Annotated in this window: 15 protein-coding genes; all 15 read left to right on the top strand. The window is 59.8% G+C overall.

Going from position 1 to position 19,857, the window contains the following annotated elements:
- Positions 1–23: 23 nt before the first annotated feature.
- The 15 genes from uppS (at position 24) to carB (ending at position 19,712) form a co-directional block, all read left to right on the top strand.
- Entirely contained in the window at positions 24–761 is a 738-nt protein-coding gene (gene uppS / locus MPZ60_RS17045; RefSeq protein ID WP_034358753.1) for a polyprenyl diphosphate synthase, read from the top strand.
- 14 nt (positions 762–775) lie between these two features.
- Complete coding sequence (locus tag MPZ60_RS17040; RefSeq protein ID WP_034358751.1) at positions 776–1,633, top strand: phosphatidate cytidylyltransferase; 858 nt, start codon at positions 776–778, stop codon at positions 1,631–1,633.
- The gene (ispC, locus tag MPZ60_RS17035) at positions 1,630–2,808 is read left to right on the top strand and encodes a 1-deoxy-D-xylulose-5-phosphate reductoisomerase (RefSeq protein ID WP_034358748.1); all 1,179 of its coding nucleotides are present in this window, start codon (positions 1,630–1,632) and stop codon (positions 2,806–2,808) included. Before MPZ60_RS17040 ends, ispC begins: the two co-directional genes overlap by 4 nt.
- A 91-nt stretch (positions 2,809–2,899) precedes the next feature.
- On the top strand, positions 2,900–4,270 hold the full coding sequence (gene rseP / locus MPZ60_RS17030; RefSeq protein WP_034358772.1) for an RIP metalloprotease RseP: 1,371 nt from the start codon (positions 2,900–2,902) through the stop codon (positions 4,268–4,270).
- 43 nt (positions 4,271–4,313) lie between these two features.
- The gene (gene bamA / locus MPZ60_RS17025; RefSeq protein WP_034358746.1) at positions 4,314–6,629 is read left to right on the top strand and encodes an outer membrane protein assembly factor BamA; all 2,316 of its coding nucleotides are present in this window, start codon (positions 4,314–4,316) and stop codon (positions 6,627–6,629) included.
- Positions 6,629–7,135: an OmpH family outer membrane protein gene (locus MPZ60_RS17020; RefSeq protein WP_034358744.1), complete on the top strand. Its 507-nt coding sequence runs from the start codon at positions 6,629–6,631 to the stop codon at positions 7,133–7,135. Before bamA ends, MPZ60_RS17020 begins: the two co-directional genes overlap by 1 nt.
- 16 nt (positions 7,136–7,151) lie before the next feature.
- Positions 7,152–8,153 (top strand): UDP-3-O-(3-hydroxymyristoyl)glucosamine N-acyltransferase, encoded by a 1,002-nt coding sequence (gene lpxD / locus MPZ60_RS17015; RefSeq protein WP_034358742.1) that lies wholly within the window; start codon positions 7,152–7,154, stop codon positions 8,151–8,153.
- On the top strand, positions 8,153–8,593 hold the full coding sequence (fabZ, locus tag MPZ60_RS17010) for a 3-hydroxyacyl-ACP dehydratase FabZ (protein WP_003053425.1): 441 nt from the start codon (positions 8,153–8,155) through the stop codon (positions 8,591–8,593). Before lpxD ends, fabZ begins: the two co-directional genes overlap by 1 nt.
- A 15-nt stretch (positions 8,594–8,608) precedes the next feature.
- Entirely contained in the window at positions 8,609–9,397 is a 789-nt protein-coding gene (lpxA, locus tag MPZ60_RS17005; protein WP_171832531.1) for an acyl-ACP--UDP-N-acetylglucosamine O-acyltransferase, read from the top strand.
- 50 nt (positions 9,398–9,447) lie between these two features.
- Positions 9,448–10,644 carry a lipid-A-disaccharide synthase gene (lpxB, locus tag MPZ60_RS17000; protein WP_034358740.1) on the top strand — a complete coding sequence of 399 codons (1,197 nt, stop codon included), beginning with the start codon at positions 9,448–9,450 and terminating at the stop codon, positions 10,642–10,644.
- A complete protein-coding gene (gene rnhB / locus MPZ60_RS16995; RefSeq protein WP_034358738.1) occupies positions 10,607–11,338 on the top strand; it encodes a ribonuclease HII in 732 nt (243 codons plus the stop codon). Before lpxB ends, rnhB begins: the two co-directional genes overlap by 38 nt.
- Before the next feature lie 128 nt (positions 11,339–11,466).
- On the top strand, positions 11,467–12,258 hold the full coding sequence (locus MPZ60_RS16990) for an RNA methyltransferase (RefSeq protein ID WP_034358736.1): 792 nt from the start codon (positions 11,467–11,469) through the stop codon (positions 12,256–12,258).
- A 1,072-nt stretch (positions 12,259–13,330) separates the two neighbouring features.
- Complete coding sequence (ltrA, locus tag MPZ60_RS16985; protein ID WP_003053432.1) at positions 13,331–15,022, top strand: group II intron reverse transcriptase/maturase; 1,692 nt, start codon at positions 13,331–13,333, stop codon at positions 15,020–15,022.
- A gap of 273 nt (positions 15,023–15,295) precedes the next feature.
- On the top strand, positions 15,296–16,468 hold the full coding sequence (gene carA / locus MPZ60_RS16980) for a glutamine-hydrolyzing carbamoyl-phosphate synthase small subunit (protein ID WP_012839119.1): 1,173 nt from the start codon (positions 15,296–15,298) through the stop codon (positions 16,466–16,468).
- The gene (gene carB, locus MPZ60_RS16975) at positions 16,461–19,712 is read left to right on the top strand and encodes a carbamoyl-phosphate synthase large subunit (RefSeq protein ID WP_003067353.1); all 3,252 of its coding nucleotides are present in this window, start codon (positions 16,461–16,463) and stop codon (positions 19,710–19,712) included. The genes carA and carB overlap by 8 nt, the downstream gene beginning before the upstream one ends.
- The last annotated feature ends 145 nt before the right edge of the window (positions 19,713–19,857 follow it).

Genomic DNA, 19,857 nt, shown 5'->3' with positions numbered 1-19,857 from the left:
GTCTTTCCAAAGGACTTGCACTTTTGACATCCAAGAAAAACGGCGCGGTTCCGCGCCATATCGCCGTCATCATGGACGGTAACGGGCGGTGGGCCAAGCGCCGTCTGCTTCCACGTCTTGCCGGTCACAAGCAGGGGGTGGAGTCCCTGCGCCGCTGCGCTCGCGCCTGCGTCGAGCGTGGCGTGCAGGTGCTCACTGTGTTTGCGTTTTCCTCCGAGAACTGGAACAGGCCTCAGGAAGAGGTCTCGGGCCTCATGAGCCTGCTGGCCAATGCCCTGGCCAAGGAAGTCGCTCAACTCAGCCGCGACGGCGTGCGTCTGTACTTTGTCGGCGACCGTCAGGGGCTGAGCGACAAGGTTCGGGAAGGCTTGGCAGAGGCCGAGCGCATCACCGCTCACAACACGCGTCTGGTTCTCAACGTCTGCTTCAACTACGGTGGCCGCTGGGATATAGCCCAGGCTGCACAGAAGTTGGTGGCCCAGGGGCTGGAGTTGACTCCCGAGAATCTGGACAGGGCCATGGCCTTGGCCCATGTGCCGGATCCGGATCTCATGATCCGCACCGGTGGCGAGACCCGCATCAGCAATTTCCTGCTCTGGCAGGCTGCTTATACAGAGCTTTTTTTCAGCAATGCCCTGTGGCCTGATTTCGATGAGGCGGCTCTTGACGAGGCCATTGCCGTGTTTGGCGGTCGTGAGCGCCGCTTCGGCCAGACTTCCGAGCAGATTCAACCATCATCCACCGTCACCTTGACGGTTTAACCATAAGAGGTGCCATGCTCAAGCAGCGCGTCATTACCGCCTTGATTTTGCTGGCCATTTTGCTGCCGGCACTGTTTTATACGGCCAGCATCGTGCCCTTTGCCGCACTGATGCTGTTGTTCATGGCGGCTGGTGCCTGGGAGTGGGGGCGACTCAATGGTTTTGGACAGGCAGGCTCACTGGGCCTGGGTGCTGTCTGTACGGCGCTGTGCGCCGGCTCCTGGTGGGCCGGCTGGGTGGATCAGCCTCTGCACACGGTGTGGCTGATTGCAGGTTCCCTCTGGGTGCTGGGGGGCGTTTTGCTGCTGCGCGCTGGCGTGGCGGGCTGGCCGCATATTCCGGCTGCCGTTCGTCTGGTCGGCGGCGTGCTGGCATTGTGGCTGGCCTGGCTGGCCGTGGTGCAGGCGCGCAATATCGGCATCAACTTCCTGCTGTCGGTGCTGGTGCTGGTCTGGGTGGCTGATGTCTTCGCCTATTTTGCAGGCCGCACTTTCGGCCTGAAATTCACCAGGAACAAGCTTGCTCCTTCCATCAGTCCCGGCAAGAGCTGGGAAGGTGTCTGGGGCGGCATGCTGGGGGTGATTGTGCTGGCTCTGGTCTGGAGCTGGGCAGATCGTCACTACGGCGCCGGTGTTCCCAGTTTCTATTCGGTGCTGCAGTCGCACGGACTTTGGTTCCTGCTGCTGGCTGCGGTGTTTATGGCTGCGATGAGTGTGGTGGGCGACCTGGTCGAATCCCTCATCAAGCGCAGCGTCGGTGTCAAGGACAGCAGCGGCTTGCTGCCCGGCCATGGTGGTGTCCTGGATCGCATTGATGCCCTCCTGCCCACACTGCCGTTGGCGATGATGCTCTCATCCTTTGTGCATCCATGAAGCAGAAAATCACGGTTCTGGGTTCTACCGGTTCCATCGGAACCAATACCCTGGATGTGGTGGCGCGCCACCCTGAACAATACGAAATCTTCGCGCTGAGCGCAGCCACGCAGGTGGATCTGATGCTCAGGCAATGTGCGCAGTTCAAGCCACAGTTCGCTGTGATGGCCAGTGCGCCTCATGCTCGTCAACTGGCCGAGGCAATCAAGCAAAACGGGCTTCAGACACAGGTTCTCCAGGAGCGGGATGCTCTTGAAGTGATTGCGTCGCACCCGGATGTGGATGCCGTCATGGGGGCGATTGTCGGAGCGGCCGGTCTGGCGCCCTGTCTGGCGGCCGCCAGGGCCGGCAAGCGTCTGCTGCTGGCCAACAAGGAGGCCCTGGTGGTGGGCGGCGCGCTGTTCATGGACACGGTCAAGCGTCATGGTGCCACCTTGCTGCCCATCGACAGCGAGCACTCGGCCATCTTCCAGTGCCTGCCCGAAGACAGCAACACCTGGGCTGATCGCGTCGACTCCTTGCTGTTGACGGCATCGGGCGGTCCGTTCCGCCAGCGCGATCCGGCGACATTGTCCGAAATCACGCCCGAGCAGGCTTGTTCGCATCCCAATTTTTCCATGGGACGCAAGATCTCGGTGGACTCGGCCACCATGATGAACAAGGCGCTGGAGGTGATCGAGGCGCGCTGGCTGTTCGATATGGCGCCCGAGAAAATCAAGGTGGTGATCCATCCCCAGCAGATCGTGCATTCCATGGTGCAGTTCAAGGATGCGTCCGTTCTCGCCCAGCTGGGAACGCCCGATATGCGTGTGCCGATTGCCTGTGGTCTGGCCTGGCCAGAGCGCATCGAGAGCGGCGCACCTGTGCTGGATTTCGCCAAGCTGGCGGCGCTGACCTTCGAGGAGGCGGATGCGCATCGCTTTCCGGGCCTGCATCTGTCCTGGCAGGCGCTGCGCGCGCCCGAGGGTACGACCACGGTGCTCAACGCAGCGAACGAAGTGGCTGTCGCCGCATTCCTGGAGCGTCGGCTGTCATTTGACCGCATTCATGCCGTCAATCTGCAGACGCTGGAATCCGTGCAACCCGGTGTCGTTGGCAGTCTGGATGAGTTGATGGCGCTCGATGAGCGAGCGCGCGAGCGTGCGGCTGACATAGCCAGGCAGTGGGCGCGCTGATCTGGCGTCGAGTTTGGTGGCTTGAGGGCTTGCGGTTGAACTTGCGGCCTGCTACGCACTCCAAGCATTGATTGGCATTAAGGAGTTTCAGGTGTTGCTGACGGTTGTGGCTTTCATCGTGGCGCTCGGCGTTCTGATTGCGGTGCATGAGTGGGGCCACTATCGCGTTGCCGTGGCCTGTGGCGTCAAGGTGCTGCGTTACTCCGTGGGCTTTGGCAAGCCGCTGTTGCGCTGGGTCGGCAAGAAGTCGGGCACCGAATATGTGATCGCGGCGTTGCCTCTGGGCGGCTATGTGCGCATGCTTGACGAACGTGAGGGTGAGGTCAGACCCGAGGAAAAACATCTGGCCTTCAACAATCAGCCCTTGCGCTCACGTGCAGCGATTGTTGCTGCGGGACCGGTGGCCAATCTGGTGCTGGCCGTGGCGCTGCTGGCGGTGGTCAACTGGGTGGGTACCAACGAGCCGGCAGCCCGGCTTGCGGCTCCTCCGGAAGGCACGTTGCTGCATCAGGCCGGTATTCAAAGTGGCGACTGGGTGCAGCGTGCCTCTGTGGGTGGCAAGGAATGGCAGCCTGTGCGTGCCCTGGGTGATTTGCGCTGGCTGGTGACGACAGCTGCCATTGAAGGTGAAACCTTGCAGCTGGAGGTGGCGGCGCAAGAGCATGGCGCGGCGCGTGTCGTGCCACTCGATCTCGCTTCTTTGCAACAAAAGGAACCGGATGCAGCTTTCTTTGACAAGGTCGGGCTGCAGGGTGCCTGGAGTCGTCCGGTCATAGAAGAGGTTGTTGCGGGTGGCCCTGCAGAAAAGGCGGGTCTGCAAAAAGGCGATGTGCTGCTCAGCATCGATGGCCAGGCAGTTCAGGATGGCGCTCAGGCGCGTGCCGCGATTCGTGCCTCGGGTGCATCGGGTCGAGTCGAGCCGCAGGCCTGGGCGGTGGAGCGTGCGGGCCGGCGTCTGAACCTGCGAGTGCAGCCGGAAATAGTACCTGGCAAGGATGGACAAGCTGCAACTGCACGTGTGAACGCCTTTATTGGCAGCCAGCACGAGATGGTGTTGGTGCGCCATGGCTTTCTGGATGGCTTGAGCGCCGGTGTGCACAAGACCTGGGAGCTGTCCTCCATGACGCTGCGCATGATGGGGCGCATGCTGATCGGTCAGGCCTCGCTCAAGAATATCAGCGGTCCTTTGACGATCGCAGACTATGCAGGCAAGTCCGCCAGCATGGGGCTGGTGCAATACCTGTCGTTCCTCGCGCTGATCAGCATCAGCCTGGGCGTTCTCAACCTGCTACCATTGCCCGTTCTGGATGGTGGGCACCTGATGTATTATCTTTGGGAAGGTTTGACGGGGCGCAGTGTCTCTGATGTCTGGGCTGAAAGACTGCAGCGTGCAGGCGTCGCAGTCATATTGCTGATGATGTCAGTCGCCTTTTTCAACGATATCAACCGGCTCTGGGGCTAATTTTTACCGCTACGGTAGGCCGCATTCGCGGCGATTTCCACTCATGAAAAAACATTTCAATCGCTTGGGCGTGCGCTCTGCAACTGCCCTGGCTGCTATGGTTTTAGCTGCGCAAGCGGCATGGGCATTGGAGCCCTTCAAAGTTCAAGATATCCGCGTCGAGGGTTTGCAGCGAGTGGAGCCCGGTACGGTGTTCGCCTCCATGCCTTTGCGCGTGGGCGATGACTACAACGACGAAAAGGGCGCGGCTGCCATTCGTTCGTTGTTTGCTCTGGGTCTGTTCAAGGACGTGCGCCTCGAAGCCAATGGCAATGTGCTGGTGGTGGTTGTGGAAGAGCGCCCAACCATTGCCGAGGTGAACTTTGCCGGCACCAAGGAGTTCGACAAGGACACTCTGCTCAAGGCCATGCGTGACGTGGGCCTGGCCGATGGCCGCCCTTTCGACAAGGCACTGGCTGATCGCGCAGAGCAAGAACTCAAGCGCCAGTACATCAACCGCAGTCTGTATGGCGCTGAAGTGGTGACCACGGTGACGCCTATCGAGCGCAACCGAGTGAACCTGACCTTCACCGTCTCCGAAGGCGAGCCGGCCAAGATCAACGAAATCCACATTGTGGGCAACAAGGCCTTCAAGGAATCGACGCTCAAGGACCTGTTCGACCAGGACACTGGCAACTGGATGAGCTGGTACACCAAGTCTGACCGCTACGCTCGCAACAAGCTCAATGCCGACCTGGAGTCTCTGCGCTCCTACTATCTGCAGCGAGGCTACCTGGAGTTCCGTGTGGAGTCCACCCAGGTCGCCATCTCTCCGGACAAGCAAAGCATCGGCCTGACCGTGAATATTCACGAAGGCAATCAGTATGTGGTCTCCGGCGTGAAGCTCGAAGGCAACTACCTGGACCGTGACGACGAGTTCAAATCGCTGGTCAAGATCAAGCCAGGTGAGCCCTATAACGCCGATCAGGTTTCCGAGACCGTCAAGGCTTTTACCGACTATTACAGCAATTTCGGTTTTGCCTTCGCCAAGGTGGAGGCCGTGCCCGAAATCGATCGCGCCAACAATCGTGTGGCCATCGTGTTGCAAGCGCAGCCTTCGCGTCGCGCCTACGTCCGTCGCATCAGCGTCAGCGGCAACAACAAGACCCGCGACGAAGTGATTCGTCGCGAGTTCCGTCAGTTCGAGGCCTCCTGGTATGACGGCCAGAAGATCAAGCTGTCGCGCGACCGTGTGGATCGTCTGGGCTTCTTTACCCAGGTCGACATTGAGACCCAGGAAGTGCCCGGCTCTCCCGATCAGGTCGATCTGATGATCAATGTGGTTGAGAAGCCCACAGGCTCGATCCAGCTGGGCGCAGGTTTTTCCAGCGCTGAAAAGGTCTCGCTGTCCTTCGGCATCAAGCAGGAAAACGTGTTCGGCTCGGGCAACTACCTGGGTCTGGATGTCAACACCAGCAAGTACAACCGCACCATGGTGGTGTCGACAACCAATCCGTACTTCACGGATACCGGTATCTCGCGCACCTATGACCTGTACTACCGCACCATCCGTCCCTACTATGACGATGGCGCCTACAAGATCATCACCAAGGGTGCCAGCGTGCGCTTCGGTGTGCCCTTCAGTGAAGTGGACACCATCTTCTTCGGTGCCGGTGTTGAAGGCAATGAGATCAAGCCTGGCACCTATATGCCGGCGGTCTACAACGAGTATTGCGGTGGTCTGCCTGGCCAGAACATAGGCTGCTCCAAGACCGGTATCCCTCTGACTCTGGGATGGTCTCGTGATAACCGCGACAGTGCCCTGGCACCCAATGCCGGTCGCTATCAGCGTGTGAATCTGGAAGCCTCGTTCATGAGCGATATGCGCTATGCGAAGGCCAACTACCAGATTCAGCAATATATTCCGCTGAACAAGAAGTACACGATTGCCCTGAACGGCGAGCTGGGCTGGGGCAAGGGGCTGGGCGGCAATCCCTATCCCATCTTCAAGAATTTCTACTCGGGTGGCCTGGGTTCAGTGCGTGGTTTTGAGCAGGGCTCTCTGGGGCGTCGTGACACGGTGAATACCAATCTGGCCTTGGGCGGTACGCGCAAGCTGACCTTGAATGGCGAATTCATGGTCCCGTTCCCAGGTGCCGGTAATGACAGAACACTGCGTCTGTTCGGCTTTGTGGACGTGGGTAATGTGTGGGCGGAAGGTGAAAGCATGGATCTGGGAACCTTGCGTGCTTCCACCGGTGTCGGTATTAGTTGGATTTCGCCGCTGGGTCCTCTGCGTTTGGCGTATGCTCAGCCAATCCGTAAGGAAACCGGCGATAGAATCCAGAAACTGCAATTCCAAATCGGAACATCTTTCTAATGAAATCTCTCTCTAGCCATCTTTCTTTGGCTGTGCTGCTTGGCGCCATGGCCGTCTCTGCGCATGCACAGGAATTCAAGGCCGGTTTTGTGAACACGGATCGTATCTTCCGTGAGGCATCCGCTGCCAAGGCTGCCCAAGCCAAGCTTGAGCAGGAGTTTTCTAAGCGTGAAAAGGATTTGGTCGATCAGGGCAATTCCTTGAAGAGCGCCTCGGACAAGTTCGAGCGTGAAGCTACCACTATGTCCGAGAGCCAGCGTGCTTCGCGCCAGCGTCAGTTGGTGGATCAGGATCGTGAATTCCAGCGCAAGCGCCGTGAATTTCAGGAAGATCTGAACGCACGCAAGAACGAAGAACTGGCCACCGTGCTGGATCGTGCGAACAAGGTTGTCAAGCAAGTGGCCGAGACTGAAAAGTACGACGTCATCCTGCAAGAGGCCGTGTATATCAACCCCAAGTTCGATATCACCGACAAGGTCATCAAGGCCCTGAACGGCACAAAGTAATCCCAAGGATACTTTTGTGAGCGTTCTATTGGGACAGATTCTCGATGCGCTCGGAGGAGAGCTGGTGGGTGGCGAGCGCGAGATGCCTATCTCGCGCATCGCTCCACTGGACTCTGCGGGCCACGGTGATCTGAGCTTTTTAAGCAATCCCCGCTATCGCCAGCAACTGGCCGCCTCACAGGCGGCCTGTGTCATTGTGGCGCCGACGATGCGTGATGAAGCGGCGCAGCGTGGCGCCTGCATTGTCGCGGCCGATCCTTATGCCTATTTCGCGCGTGCCACCCAGTGGTGGAAGGCGCATCAGCAGGGCGGCAGGCCGCGCGGCATCCATGCGAGTGCGGTGGTGGATGCCACGGCCCAGGTGCATGAAAGTGCCTATGTGGGGCCGCAATGTGTGGTGGAGGCAGGTGCGGTCATCGGTGCCGATACGGTGCTGAAATCGCGCGTCACCATCAGCCAGGGCTGTGTGCTGGGCGAGCGCTGCATTCTGCATCCCGGTGTGGTCATCGGTGCCGACGGCTTCGGCTTCGCGCCCTCGGCGGGCCAATGGGAAAAGATAGAGCAGCTGGGGGCCGTGCGCATCGGCAACGACGTGGAAATCGGTGCCAACACCTGCGTGGATCGTGGGGCACTTGATGACACCGTCATTGAAGATGGCGTCAAGATCGATAATCTGGTGCAGATTGCTCACAATGTGCACATTGGTGCGCATACGGTGATTGCCGGCAATACCGGTATTGCCGGCAGTGCGCGTATCGGCAAGCGCTGCCAGATTGGTGGAGCTGCCAATATTCTGGGGCATTTGACGATTGCGGATGGCACGGTGATTTCGCCGACCTCCATGGTCACTCGCTCCTTGCCCAAGGCAGGTTTTTATACAGGCATCTTTCCGTTGCAAGAGAACGAGCAATGGGAAAAGAACGCTGCAACCTTCAGGCAGTTGTACACGCTCCGGGAGCGGGTCAAGAAGCTTGAACAAGCGCTGGCAGAGGGCCGGCAAAGCAACAACGGAAATTGATGATGGATATTCAAGAAATTCTCAAGCAACTGCCTCACCGCTACCCCTTTCTTCTGGTGGACCGGGTGCTGGAGCTTGAGCGCAACACGCGCATCAAGGCGATCAAGAACGTCACGTTCAACGAGCCGTTCTTTACCGGGCATTTCCCCGGTCGTCCGGTCATGCCCGGCGTGCTGATTCTTGAAGCTCTGGCCCAGGCTGCCGGCCTGCTGGCCTTCGACGCCATGGGCCAGGTGCCCGATGAAAACAATATCTACTACTTCGTGGGCATCGACTCGGCTCGCTTCAAGCGCCCTGTGGTGCCGGGAGACCAACTGGCCCTGGAGATCACTATCGATCGCGTGCGCGGCGGCATCTGGAAGTTCAACGCCGTCGCCAGCGTGGATGGCGAAGTGGCCGCTGAAGCTCAGCTGATGTGCACCATGCGTCACGTGGGATAAGCGTTGATGGCGGCTGTGAGCTTGATTCATCCCACCGCCGTGGTGGACCCTGCGGCCCAGCTTGACACCTCGGTGTCGGTGGGGCCGTATGCCGTCATCGGCCCCAGGGTGCGCATTGGCGCCGGCAGCAAGGTGGGCGCGCATTGCGTGATCGAAGGCGACACCACCATTGGTGAAGGCAACCACATCTTCCAGTTCGCGTCGCTGGGTGCGCAGCCTCAGGACAAGAAGTACGCGGGCGAGCCCACGCGTCTGGTGATCGGCGATCGCAACACGGTGCGCGAGTTCTGTACCTTCAACACGGGGACCACGCAGGATCGCGGCGAGACGACCATCGGCAATGACAACTGGATCATGGCCTATGTGCATATCGCGCATGACTGCATCATTGGCAACCAGACCACGCTGGCCAACAACACCACGCTGGCAGGCCATGTGCATGTCGGCGACTGGGTGACGATTGGCGGCCTGACCGGTGTGCTGCAGCGCATGCGCATAGGTGCACATGCCATGGTGGGCTTTCAGGCCCATGTGAACAAGGATGTGCCGCCCTTCATGACGGTGGATGGCAATCCGCTGGCCGCTCGCAGCGTGAATCTGATTGGTCTCAAGCGTCGTGGCTTCTCGGATGCACGCATTGCCGCCGTGCGTGAAATGCACAAGCTGCTGTACCGCCAGGGGCTGACGCTGGAGCATGCCATTGCGGCCATGGATGCGATCAAGTCGGCAACGCCTGAAGCCGTGCAGGACGTGGACTTCATGCAGTCCTTTCTGGCATCGGCAAGCAACGGCATTACACGTTGATAGCGACTCGCGCTGTCCCTATCTGAGTTTGAGACGTGAATAGCTCTGAAATGACTAATAAGCAAGCGCAAGCTGCTCCAGATTCCATAGCGCCCAGCATTGCCATGGTGGCAGGCGAGGCCTCGGGCGATCTGCTGGCTTCGCTGTTGCTGGACGGTCTTCGTCAGCGCTGGCCCGATGCGAGCTCCATGGGCATAGGCGGCGACAGAATGCAGGAGCGCGGCTTTGACGCCTGGTGGCAGTCAGAGCGCCTCGCCGTGCACGGTTACAGCTGGGAAGTGCTGGCGCGCGTGGCCGAGTTGCTCGGTATTCGCAAAAAGCTGCGTCAGCGCCTGATTGCGCATCCGCCCTCGGTCTTCGTCGGTGTGGATGCCCCCGACTTCAACCTGGGGCTGGAAACCGGCTTGCGTGAAGCCGGCATCAAGACCGTGCACTTTGTCTGTCCGTCGATCTGGGCCTGGCGTGCCGATCGCGTGGAGAAAATCCGTCGCGCGGCCGACCATGTGCTGTGCATCTTCCCGTTCGAGCCCGAACTGCTGGCCCAGCATGGCATCGAAGCTACCTACGTCGGTCATCCGCTGGCGCAGGTGATTCCGCTGCACCCCGATAGAGCGGCCGCGCGTGCGCGCCTGGGCCTGGCCGAAGAGGGTCTGGTGCTGGCCTTGCTGCCCGGCAGCCGCCGCTCCGAGGTGCGCTACATTGCCTCAGGCTTTTTCAAGGCGGCGGCGCTGGTCCAGAAGGCGTTGCCTCAGACCCGGATCGTGGTGCCGGCCGTGCCTTCGCTGTACGAAGAGGTGCAGCGCATTGCTGCCGAGGCCGGCATGCAGGGCAAATGTCTCATCGTCAAGGGCCGGTCCCACGATGTGCTGGCTGCCTGCGACTGCACGCTGATTGCCAGCGGCACCGCCACGCTGGAGGCGGCGCTCTACAAGCGCCCCATGGTCATCAGCTACAGCATGCATCCCTGGAGCTGGCGCCTGATGAAGCGCAAACAGCTTCAGCCCTGGGTGGGGCTGCCCAATATTCTGTGCGGCGATTTTGTCGTGCCCGAGCTGCTGCAGGATGCGGCAACACCCGAGGCGCTGGCCCAGGCCGCACTGGGCTGGCTCAGAGCCAGCCAGGATTCTCCTGTCACCATTGAAGCGCTGGTTGAGCGCTTCACCGCGCTACATCACGAACTGCGCCGCGATACCGCCGAACTGGCTGCCCATGCGATCCAAAAAATCATTGCCACCCCCGCTGCTTGAGCAAGGCTGCCTGCCCTGGCATCCGCCCGGGCTGGTTGCCGGGGTGGATGAGGCAGGGCGCGGCCCGCTGGCCGGTCCGGTGGTGGCTGCCGCCGTCATCCTGGACGATCTGAAGCCCATTGCCGGGCTTAACGACTCCAAGAAGCTCACGGCCAACCGCCGCGAGGTGCTCTACGACGAAATTCGTGCCAAGGCGCTGTGCTTTTGCATAGCTCAGGCTTCGGTGCAGGAGATCGACGAGATCAACATCCTCAAGGCAACGTTGCTGGCCATGCGTCGTGCGGTGATGGGCCTGCGTCTCAAGCCCGTGCTGGTGCTGGTGGATGGCAACCAGTTGCCGCAGATCGATGTGCAGGCCGAGGCCATCGTCAAGGGGGACTCGCTGGTGCAGGCCATTTCTGCAGCGTCCATTTTGGCCAAGGTCACGCGCGACCGCTGGTGCGAACGCCTGGACACCCAGTATCCGCAGTATGGCTTTGCTGGCCACAAGGGCTATGGCACGGCCGCGCATCTGCAGGCCTTGCGTGCCCATGGTGCGACGGCAGAGCACAGGCGCTCCTTTGCACCCGTGGCCCAGGTGCTGCAAGCCGGCCAGGTGTGTGCAGGCGGCACGGCGCAGCCTGTGCTGTGCGAGACCGGGCTGTCGGGTGTGACGTCCAGCCTGCAGATGTCGCAGGCATCGCTCTACGTCTGATGCGCGCCTGATCGACATTGTCTGCATTCCCGAGTGCGGCGCAGGGCCGCCTTGGGGGTTCTATCTTCTTGTTTCAAGCTCGGCCAGGTGCTTGCATGCCGGGTTTTTGTTTTTTCTCAGAGGTCGACATGGCTGCACGCCCCCAGGTCACGGACATTCATTCGCGAGACAACGCTTTCGTCAAGGAGCTGCGCCGTCTGTCCCAGGACAGCACGGCCTATCGCAAACAGGGGCAGGTCTGGCTTGAAGGCGATCATCTTTGCCGTGCGGCCCTGGTGCGGGGCCTGAAACCAAAGGTTGCCGTTTTTGCGCAGTCTTTCTGGCCTCAGGCGCCCGAAGAGTGGGTGCTGGCTGCCGGCAAGGTCGTGGTGCTGGCAGATGCCTTGTTCGACGAGATCAGCGCTCTGGAATCTCCTGCCCGCATGGGCTATGTGATGGACTGGGATGCGGGTGTGCAGGTGCAGCCGGGCGTTGCCACCGTGGTGCTGGACCGCGTCCAGGATGCCGGCAATGTGGGCAGCATCCTGCGCAGCGCGTCGGCCTTCGGCTTCACCCAGATCGTGGCGCTCAAGGGCACGGCCGCGCTGTGGAGCCAGAAAGTGCTGCGCGCTGGAATGGGTGCTCACTTCGGTCTGCATCTGGTCGAGGCTGCCTCGGTCGAGGATGTGCAAGCCCTGCAGGTGCCCCTGGTAGTGACCAGCTCCCATCAGGGGACATTGATTCATGAGGCCGACCTGCCATGGCCCTGTGCCTGGGCCATGGGCCATGAAGGGCAGGGTGTGGGCGATGCGCTGATGGAGATGGCGAGCCACCGCATCAGCATTGCACAGCCCGGGGGTGAGGAGTCACTCAATGTGGCTGCTGCCGCAGCGATCTGCCTGCATGCGAGCAGCGTAAGCATGCTACGCCGTAGAGGGTAATCCCGGGGCGCTTCAAAGGGGTGAAGCGGACAGAGCCTATAATGGGCGGCTTTGTGCGACACGTTAGTCGCTCTGAGAGTCGGTTGAGCCTCTGAAAACCGTACAACCAGACCTCCCAAGGGTCCGGTACGAGGCACATTCTTCCCATCAGGCTTTACCCCACTGGGGTCAGTCCAGTCTCTGGTTCCGAACTTCGGCAGCCTCATCAGCTTGACTATTCCTGCAATAGTCCGGCTCAGCTATGGTCGTGTGTAATGCACGTCCCGGCCGTATCACACTGACCGCCACAAGCGGACATTTCTAAGAAACAGAAATCCTTCATTGGAGGACTTTTCGCGTGCATACGCTTTGACTGATGGAAGAAGCACAGAGTGCAACTCTGACCTGCCTTGTCATGCTCTCTAGCAATGGAGTGCCATGACCTTGTGTGCGACCACAAGTAGCCTACGGTGACATGCAAACCTAGTAATGGGTCTGTGTGAAGCTCACCTGACAAAGTACCCCCGCGCAAGCGGTACACCTAACCCGTGAGGGCGGATGTAGACACTGCCAGCAGAAGGGCGGTAGAGGGGCCAGGCTAGTTCCGCAAGGGCAACATAAAGTGAATCATCGCTTGAACCTGGGTAACCATTGAATGGCTAAATCTGCTGATAAGCCATAACTAAAAAGTGTGCTGATGGCTGTGTTTGTAGAGCTAAGACACACGTCGACGTTAATTCAGCCCCAGGAGAGATGAGTCCTAACCGGATAGACATGCAGCGATGCGAATCGCCCGTGTCGGTAAGTCAGGGAACGTGGTAAGCCCCACTATCCGCCAGCATGCGTAAGCGTGTCGGCAGGGAAGCCGTAAGGCAACCTGTTGGATGAGGGGGTATGGGATGGTGGAAAAAGCGAATGGCTGCCTGTAATGGGTGGCATAGGGGTTCAAACCCTGACGCGAAAGCGTGCCCACTTCCACTTGGTGCAACCGTCGCTCGCGACTGCATTTGTTTAAACCTAGCCCGAAGGGATTGTGCGTATCCCTTCGGGGAGACGTGCGTCCTCTGAGGGTTCAACTCGGTAGGAGGAAAGCATGAGAAAACTCACCGGCGACGGCGAATCTGCGTCCTCACGCGAACCGCAAGACTGGCATGCCATCGATTGGCATCGTGTCGAGCAGTTTGTGAGAACGACGCAGCAACGCATAGCGAAGGCAACGCTGGACAAGGACTGGCGCAGGGTGAAAGCTCTGCAACGGTCTTTAAACCACTCGTTTTCCGCCAGGGCTCTGGCGGTAAGACGTGTAACTGAAAACCAAGGTAAGCGAACGGCGGGAGTCGATCGCCAGCTTTGGGACTCTCCTGCCCTGAAACGGGCGGCGATTGGAAGGTTGAAGCAGCAGCGGGGATACAAACCCAAGCCATTGCGGCGGGTCTACATCCCCAAAGCCAACGGGAAGGAGCGTCCTCTGGGCATTCCAACCATGTTGGATCGGGCCATGCAGGCGCTACACCTGCTTGGACTGGAACCGGTGGCGGAAACCACGAGCGATCCGAATAGCTACGGCTTCAGGAGAAATCGTTCGACGGCAGACGCCATGGGCCAGATATTCGTTACGACTTCCCAGAAGACGGCGTCTTCTTGGGTGTTAGAAGCGGATATCCGAGGTTGCTTTGACCATATCAACCACGAATGGCTGGTGCGCCACGTTCCTATGAACAAGGCAATCTTGCTGAAATGGTTGAAAGCCGGGGTAGTCCATAGAGGGCACCTATCGCCGACTGAAGAAGGGACGCCGCAAGGCGGCATCATCTCGCCAACTTTGGCGAATATGTGTTTGAACGGGCTGGAAACCGACCTGAAAGCGCACTTGGTTGCGAAATACGGGAAGACAAAAGCCAAGGGACTCAAAGTCCATGTGATCCGGTACGCAGACGATTTTGTGGTGACTGGCATCTCGCGAGAGGTGCTGGAAACAGAAATCAAGCCGTGGATAGAAGCCTTCCTCGCACAACGAGGTCTGCAACTGTCACCGGAGAAGACCAAGGTCGTTCACATAGACGAGGGTTTCGATTTTCTGGGATGGAACTTCCGCAAATACAAAGGGAAGCTCTTGATCAAACCGAGCAAGAAGAACGCGCAAGCGTTCTATCGCAAGGTCAGTGAAATCGTGAAAACACACTTATCGACGAAGCAGGAGGATCTCATTGCCAAACTGAACCCAATCCTTCGGGGCTGGGCGAGGTACCACCAACCGGTGGTGGCGAAGGAAACCTTCAGTCGGATGGATAGCCTGATCTACTGGCGCCTGGTGCGCTGGACGAGAAGGCGACACCCGAATAAGTCCCACCCCTGGTGCAAAAGCCGTTACTGGCGGCGCATCAAGGACCGGGATGAGTTTGCTGCAACCGTGAAAACGGCGGACGGCCCGCTTACGACCAAACTGTTGAAGCTTGCAGATACAGAGATCGTGAGGCACGAAAAGATCAAGGGGGAATACAACCCCTTTGACCCGGTATGGGAGGTGTACGGAGAGGAGTTGAGAACGAAACGCATGTTGAAAAATATGACGTACCAGTACGAAACTTCGATGCTGTATATCAGTCAAAATGGGCGTTGCGCACTTTGTGCGGAGCCGTTGGAGGACGGTGAACGCTGGCACGACCACCACATTGTTTACAAGGTGATGGGCGGGTCAGACAACCTCTCCAATCGGGTGCTACTGCATCCGGTCTGTCATAGACGACTGCATGCCTTGGGTTTGCAGGTAGCGAAACCGGCCTGAATAGGCTTAGGGTTCACCCCGGATTAACCGCGCTGAGGTAGAATGGTGCGCTTTTAACGGGGCTGAATTTGTTGTGCTTGAGCCGGATGCGGTGAAAGTCGCAAGTCCGGTTCTTAGGGGGGGATGGTTCAGCAATGAACTGTCCCTACCCTCCCAAGCATTCCTTCATACGCCTAGCGACGCTTCCTCGCCATTCCCTGCAGACACAAATGTCCCAGCGCACATGCCGGGGCTTCGTTGGGCGTAACCGTAATTAAAAAACCGGAGAACCCAGTGCTTTTGTCTCTCAAGGGAAATTTCCCATCCGCCATTCTGGCGCTCGCAGACGGCACGGTCTTTATTGGCAACTCGATTGGTGCGCAAGGCACCACTGTTGGTGAAGTCGTTTTCAACACTTCGCTGACCGGCTACCAGGAAATCCTCACAGACCCCAGCTATTGCCAGCAGATCGTGACGCTCACGTATCCGCACATCGGCAACTACGGTGTCAATCCTGAAGACGTCGAAGCTGACAAGATCCATGCCGCAGGTCTCATCATCAAGAACCTGCCTTTGCTGGCCAGCAACTTCCGAAGCACCCAGACGCTGTCCGAGTACCTGACCGAAGGTAAGACCGTCGCCATCGCCAACATCGACACCCGCAAGCTCACGCGACTGCTGCGTGATCAGGGCGCGCAGAACGGTGCAATCGTGGGTCTGGCCGCTGGTGAAGAAGTCACCCAGGCCAGGATCGACGAGGCCATCGCCGCCGCCAAGGCTGCCCCCAGCATGAAGGGTCTGGATCTGGCCAAGGTCGTGTCCACCGACAAGTCCTACCCATGGACCGAGGCCGAGTGGACGCTGGGCGAAGGCTACGGCAAGCTCGAATCGCCCAAGTTCAAGGTTGTGGCCTATGACTTCGGCGTGAAGAAGAACATTCTGCGCATGCTGGCCGAGCGCGGTTGCGACGTGACCGTCGTGCCCGCCCAGACTCCAGCCAAGGATGTGTTGGCCCTGAACCCCGACGGCGTGTTCCTGTCCAACGGCCCTGGCGACCCCGCGCCTTGCGACTACGCCATTGCCGCTGTGCAAGAGATCATGGCAGCCAAGATGCCGGTGTTCGGTATCTGCCTGGGCCACCAGATCATGGCTCTGGCCTCCGGTGCCAAGACCTTCAAGATGCAAAACAGCCATCACGGTGCCAACCACCCCGTCAAGGACCTGGACACCGGCCACGTCAGCATCACCAGCCAGAACCACGGTTTTGCGGTGGAGCTGGAGTCGCTGCCCGCCAATGCCCGCGCCACGCACATCAGCCTGTTTGACGGCACGCTGCAAGGTCTGGAGCGTACCGATGTGCCTGCCTTCTGCTTCCAGGGTCACCCCGAAGCATCGCCCGGCCCCAACGATATCGGCTATCTGTTTGACCGCTTCACAGCGCTGATGGAGAAACACAAAAATGCCTAAGCGCAACGACCTAAAAAGCATTCTGATCATTGGCGCCGGTCCCATCGTGATCGGTCAGGCCTGCGAGTTTGACTACTCCGGTGTGCAGGCCTGCAAGGCGCTGCGCGAAGAGGGTTACAAGGTCATCCTGATCAACAGCAACCCTGCCACGATCATGACCGACCCGGCCACGGCCGACGTCACCTACATCGAGCCCATTACCTGGCAGACGGTCGAGAAGATCATCGCCAAGGAACGCCCCGATGCCATCCTGCCCACTATGGGTGGCCAGACCGCGCTGAACTGCGCACTGGACCTGTGGAAGAACGGCGTGCTGGACAAGTACAAGGTCGAGCTGATCGGCGCCAAGCCCGAAGCCATCGACAAGGCCGAAGACCGTCTGAAGTTCAAGGACGCCATGACCAAGATCGGTCTGGGCTCCGCGCGCTCCGGCATCGCCCACTCCATGGACGAAGCCTGGGCCGTGCAAAAGCAGATGGGCTTCCCCACCGTCATTCGCCCCAGCTTCACGCTGGGCGGCACTGGCGGCGGCATTGCCTACAACCCCGAGGAATTCGAAACCATCTGCAAGCGCGGTCTGGAGGCTTCGCCTACCAACGAACTGCTGATCGAGGAATCCCTGCTGGGCTGGAAAGAGTACGAGATGGAAGTGGTGCGCGACACCGCTGACAACTGCATCATCGTCTGCTCCATCGAAAACCTGGACCCCATGGGCGTGCACACCGGTGACTCCATCACCGTGGCGCCGGCCCAGACACTGACCGACAAGGAATACCAGATCATGCGTAATGCATCTCTGGCCGTTCTGCGCGAAATCGGTGTGGACACTGGCGGCTCCAACGTGCAGTTTTCGGTGAATCCCAAGGACGGTCGCATGATCGTCATCGAGATGAATCCCCGCGTCTCGCGTTCCTCGGCGCTGGCTTCCAAGGCCACGGGCTTCCCCATCGCCAAGATCGCGGCCAAGCTGGCCGTGGGCTTCACGCTGGACGAGCTCAAGAACGAAATCACCGGCGGCAAGACCCCCGCTTCGTTTGAGCCATCGATCGACTACGTGGTCACCAAGATCCCGCGTTTCGCCTTCGAGAAGTTCCCTGCTGCCGACAACCGCCTGACCACGCAGATGAAGTCCGTGGGCGAAGTGATGGCCATCGGCCGTACCTTCCAGGAATCCTTCCAGAAGGCCTTGCGCGGCCTGGAAGTGGGCGTGGACGGCATGAACGAAAAGACCCAGGATCGTGAAATCCTGGAAAAGGAACTGGGCGAGCCCGGTCCCGACCGCATCTGGTATGTGGGTGACGCTTTCGCTGCCGGCTGGTCGCTGGACGAGGTGCACAACATCACCAAGATCGACAAGTGGTTCCTGGTGCAGATCGAGGAGATCGTCAAGATCGAACTCGACCTGGACAAGCTCTACGAAGCCAAGGGCGAAGGCGCTCTGGCGGCTCTGGATGCGCAGACTCTGCGCACCCTCAAGCAAAAGGGCTTTTCCGACCGCCGCTTGGCCAAGCTGCTGCACACCAGCGATAAGGCCGTGCGCGAAGCACGCAAGGCGCTGAAGGTGCGTCCCGTGTTCAAGCGCGTGGACACCTGCGCGGCCGAGTTCGCCTCCAACACCGCGTACATGTACTCCACGTATGACGAAGAGTGCGAAGCCGCTCCCACGGACAAGAAGAAGATCATGGTGCTGGGTGGCGGCCCGAACCGTATCGGCCAGGGCATCGAGTTCGACTATTGCTGCGTGCACGCCGCCATGGCCATGCGCGAAGATGGTTACGAAACCATCATGGTCAACTGCAACCCCGAGACCGTGTCTACCGACTACGACACTTCCGATCGCCTGTACTTCGAGCCCCTGACGCTGGAAGACGTGCTGGAAATCGTGGACGTGGAGCAGCCCGAAGGCGTGATCGTGCAGTACGGCGGCCAGACGCCTCTGAAGCTGGCTCTGGGCCTGGAGCGCGAAGGCGTGAAGATCATCGGCACCACGCCCGACATGATCGACGCCGCCGAGGACCGCGAGCGCTTCCAGAAGCTGCTCAACGAACTGGGTCTGCGCCAGCCTCCCAACGCCACTGCGCGTACCGAAGCCGAAGCCCTGGAAAAGGCTGCCGGCCTGGGTTACCCCCTGGTGGTGCGTCCTTCCTATGTGCTGGGCGGCCGTGCCATGGAAATCGTGCACGAGCAGCGTGACCTCGAGCGCTACATGCGCGAAGCCGTGAAGGTCTCCAACGACTCTCCCGTGCTGCTGGACCACTTCCTGTCCAACGCCATCGAGTGCGACGTCGATTGCGTGCGCGACAAGACCGGCGCTGTGTACATCGGCGGCGTGATGGAGCACATCGAGCAAGCCGGCGTTCACTCCGGTGACTCCGCCTGTTCGCTGCCTCCTTACTACCTGAAGGCCGAAACCGTTGCTGAGATCAAGCGCCAGACCGCAGCCATGGCCGAAGGCCTGCATGTGGTGGGCCTGATGAACGTGCAGTTCGCCATCAAGGAAGCTGACGGCCAGGACGTGATCTACGTGCTGGAAGTGAACCCCCGTGCCTCGCGCACCGTGCCCTTCGTCTCCAAGGCCACCGGCGTGCAACTGGCCAAGGTGGCTGCACGCTGCATGGCCGGCGACACGCTGGCCGAGCAGGGCATCACCAAGGAAGTCACACCGCCTTACTTCAGCGTCAAGGAAGCCGTGTTCCCGTTCGTGAAGTTCCCTGGTGTGGACACCATTCTCGGCCCCGAGATGAAGTCCACCGGTGAAGTCATGGGCGTGGGCAAGACCTTTGGCGAAGCCTTTGTGAAGAGCCAGATGGGCGCCGGCGTGCACCTGCCTGCGGAAGGCAAGGTCTTCCTGTCGGTGAAGAACAACGACAAGACCCGTGCCGTGGCTGTGGCCAAGGAGCTGGTTGCCATGGGCTACAGCCTGTGCGCTACACGCGGTACAGCTGCAGCGATTGCTGAAGCTGGCCTGGAAGTGCAAGCGGTCAACAAGGTGACTGAAGGCCGTCCTCACATCGTGGACATGATCAAGAACGGCGAGATCGCCCTGGTCATCAACACCGTGGAAGAGCGTCGCAACGCCATCGCCGACTCGCGCCAGATCCGTACCAGCGCGCTGTTGGCACGTGTGACCACCTTCACCACCATCTTCGGCGCGGAAGCGGCCGTGGAAGGCATGAAGGCCATGCGCGGCAATCTGGACGTGCACTCGGTGCAAGAGCTGCATGCCATGCTGACCAAGGCCTGAAAAGCCTGACGCCCGAAGCAGCCCGCAAGGGCTGCCGGGTTTTTACCGCACTTGTGCCACGGCAAACACGGCATAATCTGCGGTAATGTATTTGAACCGCCGCGCGGCAACGTGCGGCGGTTTGCTTTTGGGGCACAGGCCCCTG

It is taken from the genome of Comamonas sp. 7D-2 (assembly GCF_022749555.1).
Taxonomy (GTDB): Bacteria; Pseudomonadota; Gammaproteobacteria; order Burkholderiales; family Burkholderiaceae_C; genus Comamonas; species Comamonas thiooxydans.
This window is presented reverse-complemented; position numbering and strand designations above follow the sequence as displayed.

What these genes read in the sequence shown, in the direction of transcription:
- MPZ60_RS17020 (WP_034358744.1), top strand. Translation starts at nt 6,629, where the DNA reads ATGAAATCTCTCTCTAGCCATCTTTCTTTGGCTGTGCTGCTTGGCGCC.
- carB (WP_003067353.1), top strand. Translation starts at nt 16,461, where the DNA reads ATGCCTAAGCGCAACGACCTAAAAAGCATTCTGATCATTGGCGCCGGT.
- ispC (WP_034358748.1), top strand. Translation starts at nt 1,630, where the DNA reads ATGAAGCAGAAAATCACGGTTCTGGGTTCTACCGGTTCCATCGGAACC.
- fabZ (WP_003053425.1), top strand. Translation starts at nt 8,153, where the DNA reads ATGATGGATATTCAAGAAATTCTCAAGCAACTGCCTCACCGCTACCCC.
- rnhB (WP_034358738.1), top strand. Translation starts at nt 10,607, where the DNA reads ATGCGATCCAAAAAATCATTGCCACCCCCGCTGCTTGAGCAAGGCTGC.
- bamA (WP_034358746.1), top strand. Translation starts at nt 4,314, where the DNA reads ATGAAAAAACATTTCAATCGCTTGGGCGTGCGCTCTGCAACTGCCCTG.
- MPZ60_RS16990 (WP_034358736.1), top strand. Translation starts at nt 11,467, where the DNA reads ATGGCTGCACGCCCCCAGGTCACGGACATTCATTCGCGAGACAACGCT.
- lpxB (WP_034358740.1), top strand. Translation starts at nt 9,448, where the DNA reads ATGACTAATAAGCAAGCGCAAGCTGCTCCAGATTCCATAGCGCCCAGC.
- MPZ60_RS17040 (WP_034358751.1), top strand. Translation starts at nt 776, where the DNA reads ATGCTCAAGCAGCGCGTCATTACCGCCTTGATTTTGCTGGCCATTTTG.
- ltrA (WP_003053432.1), top strand. Translation starts at nt 13,331, where the DNA reads ATGAGAAAACTCACCGGCGACGGCGAATCTGCGTCCTCACGCGAACCG.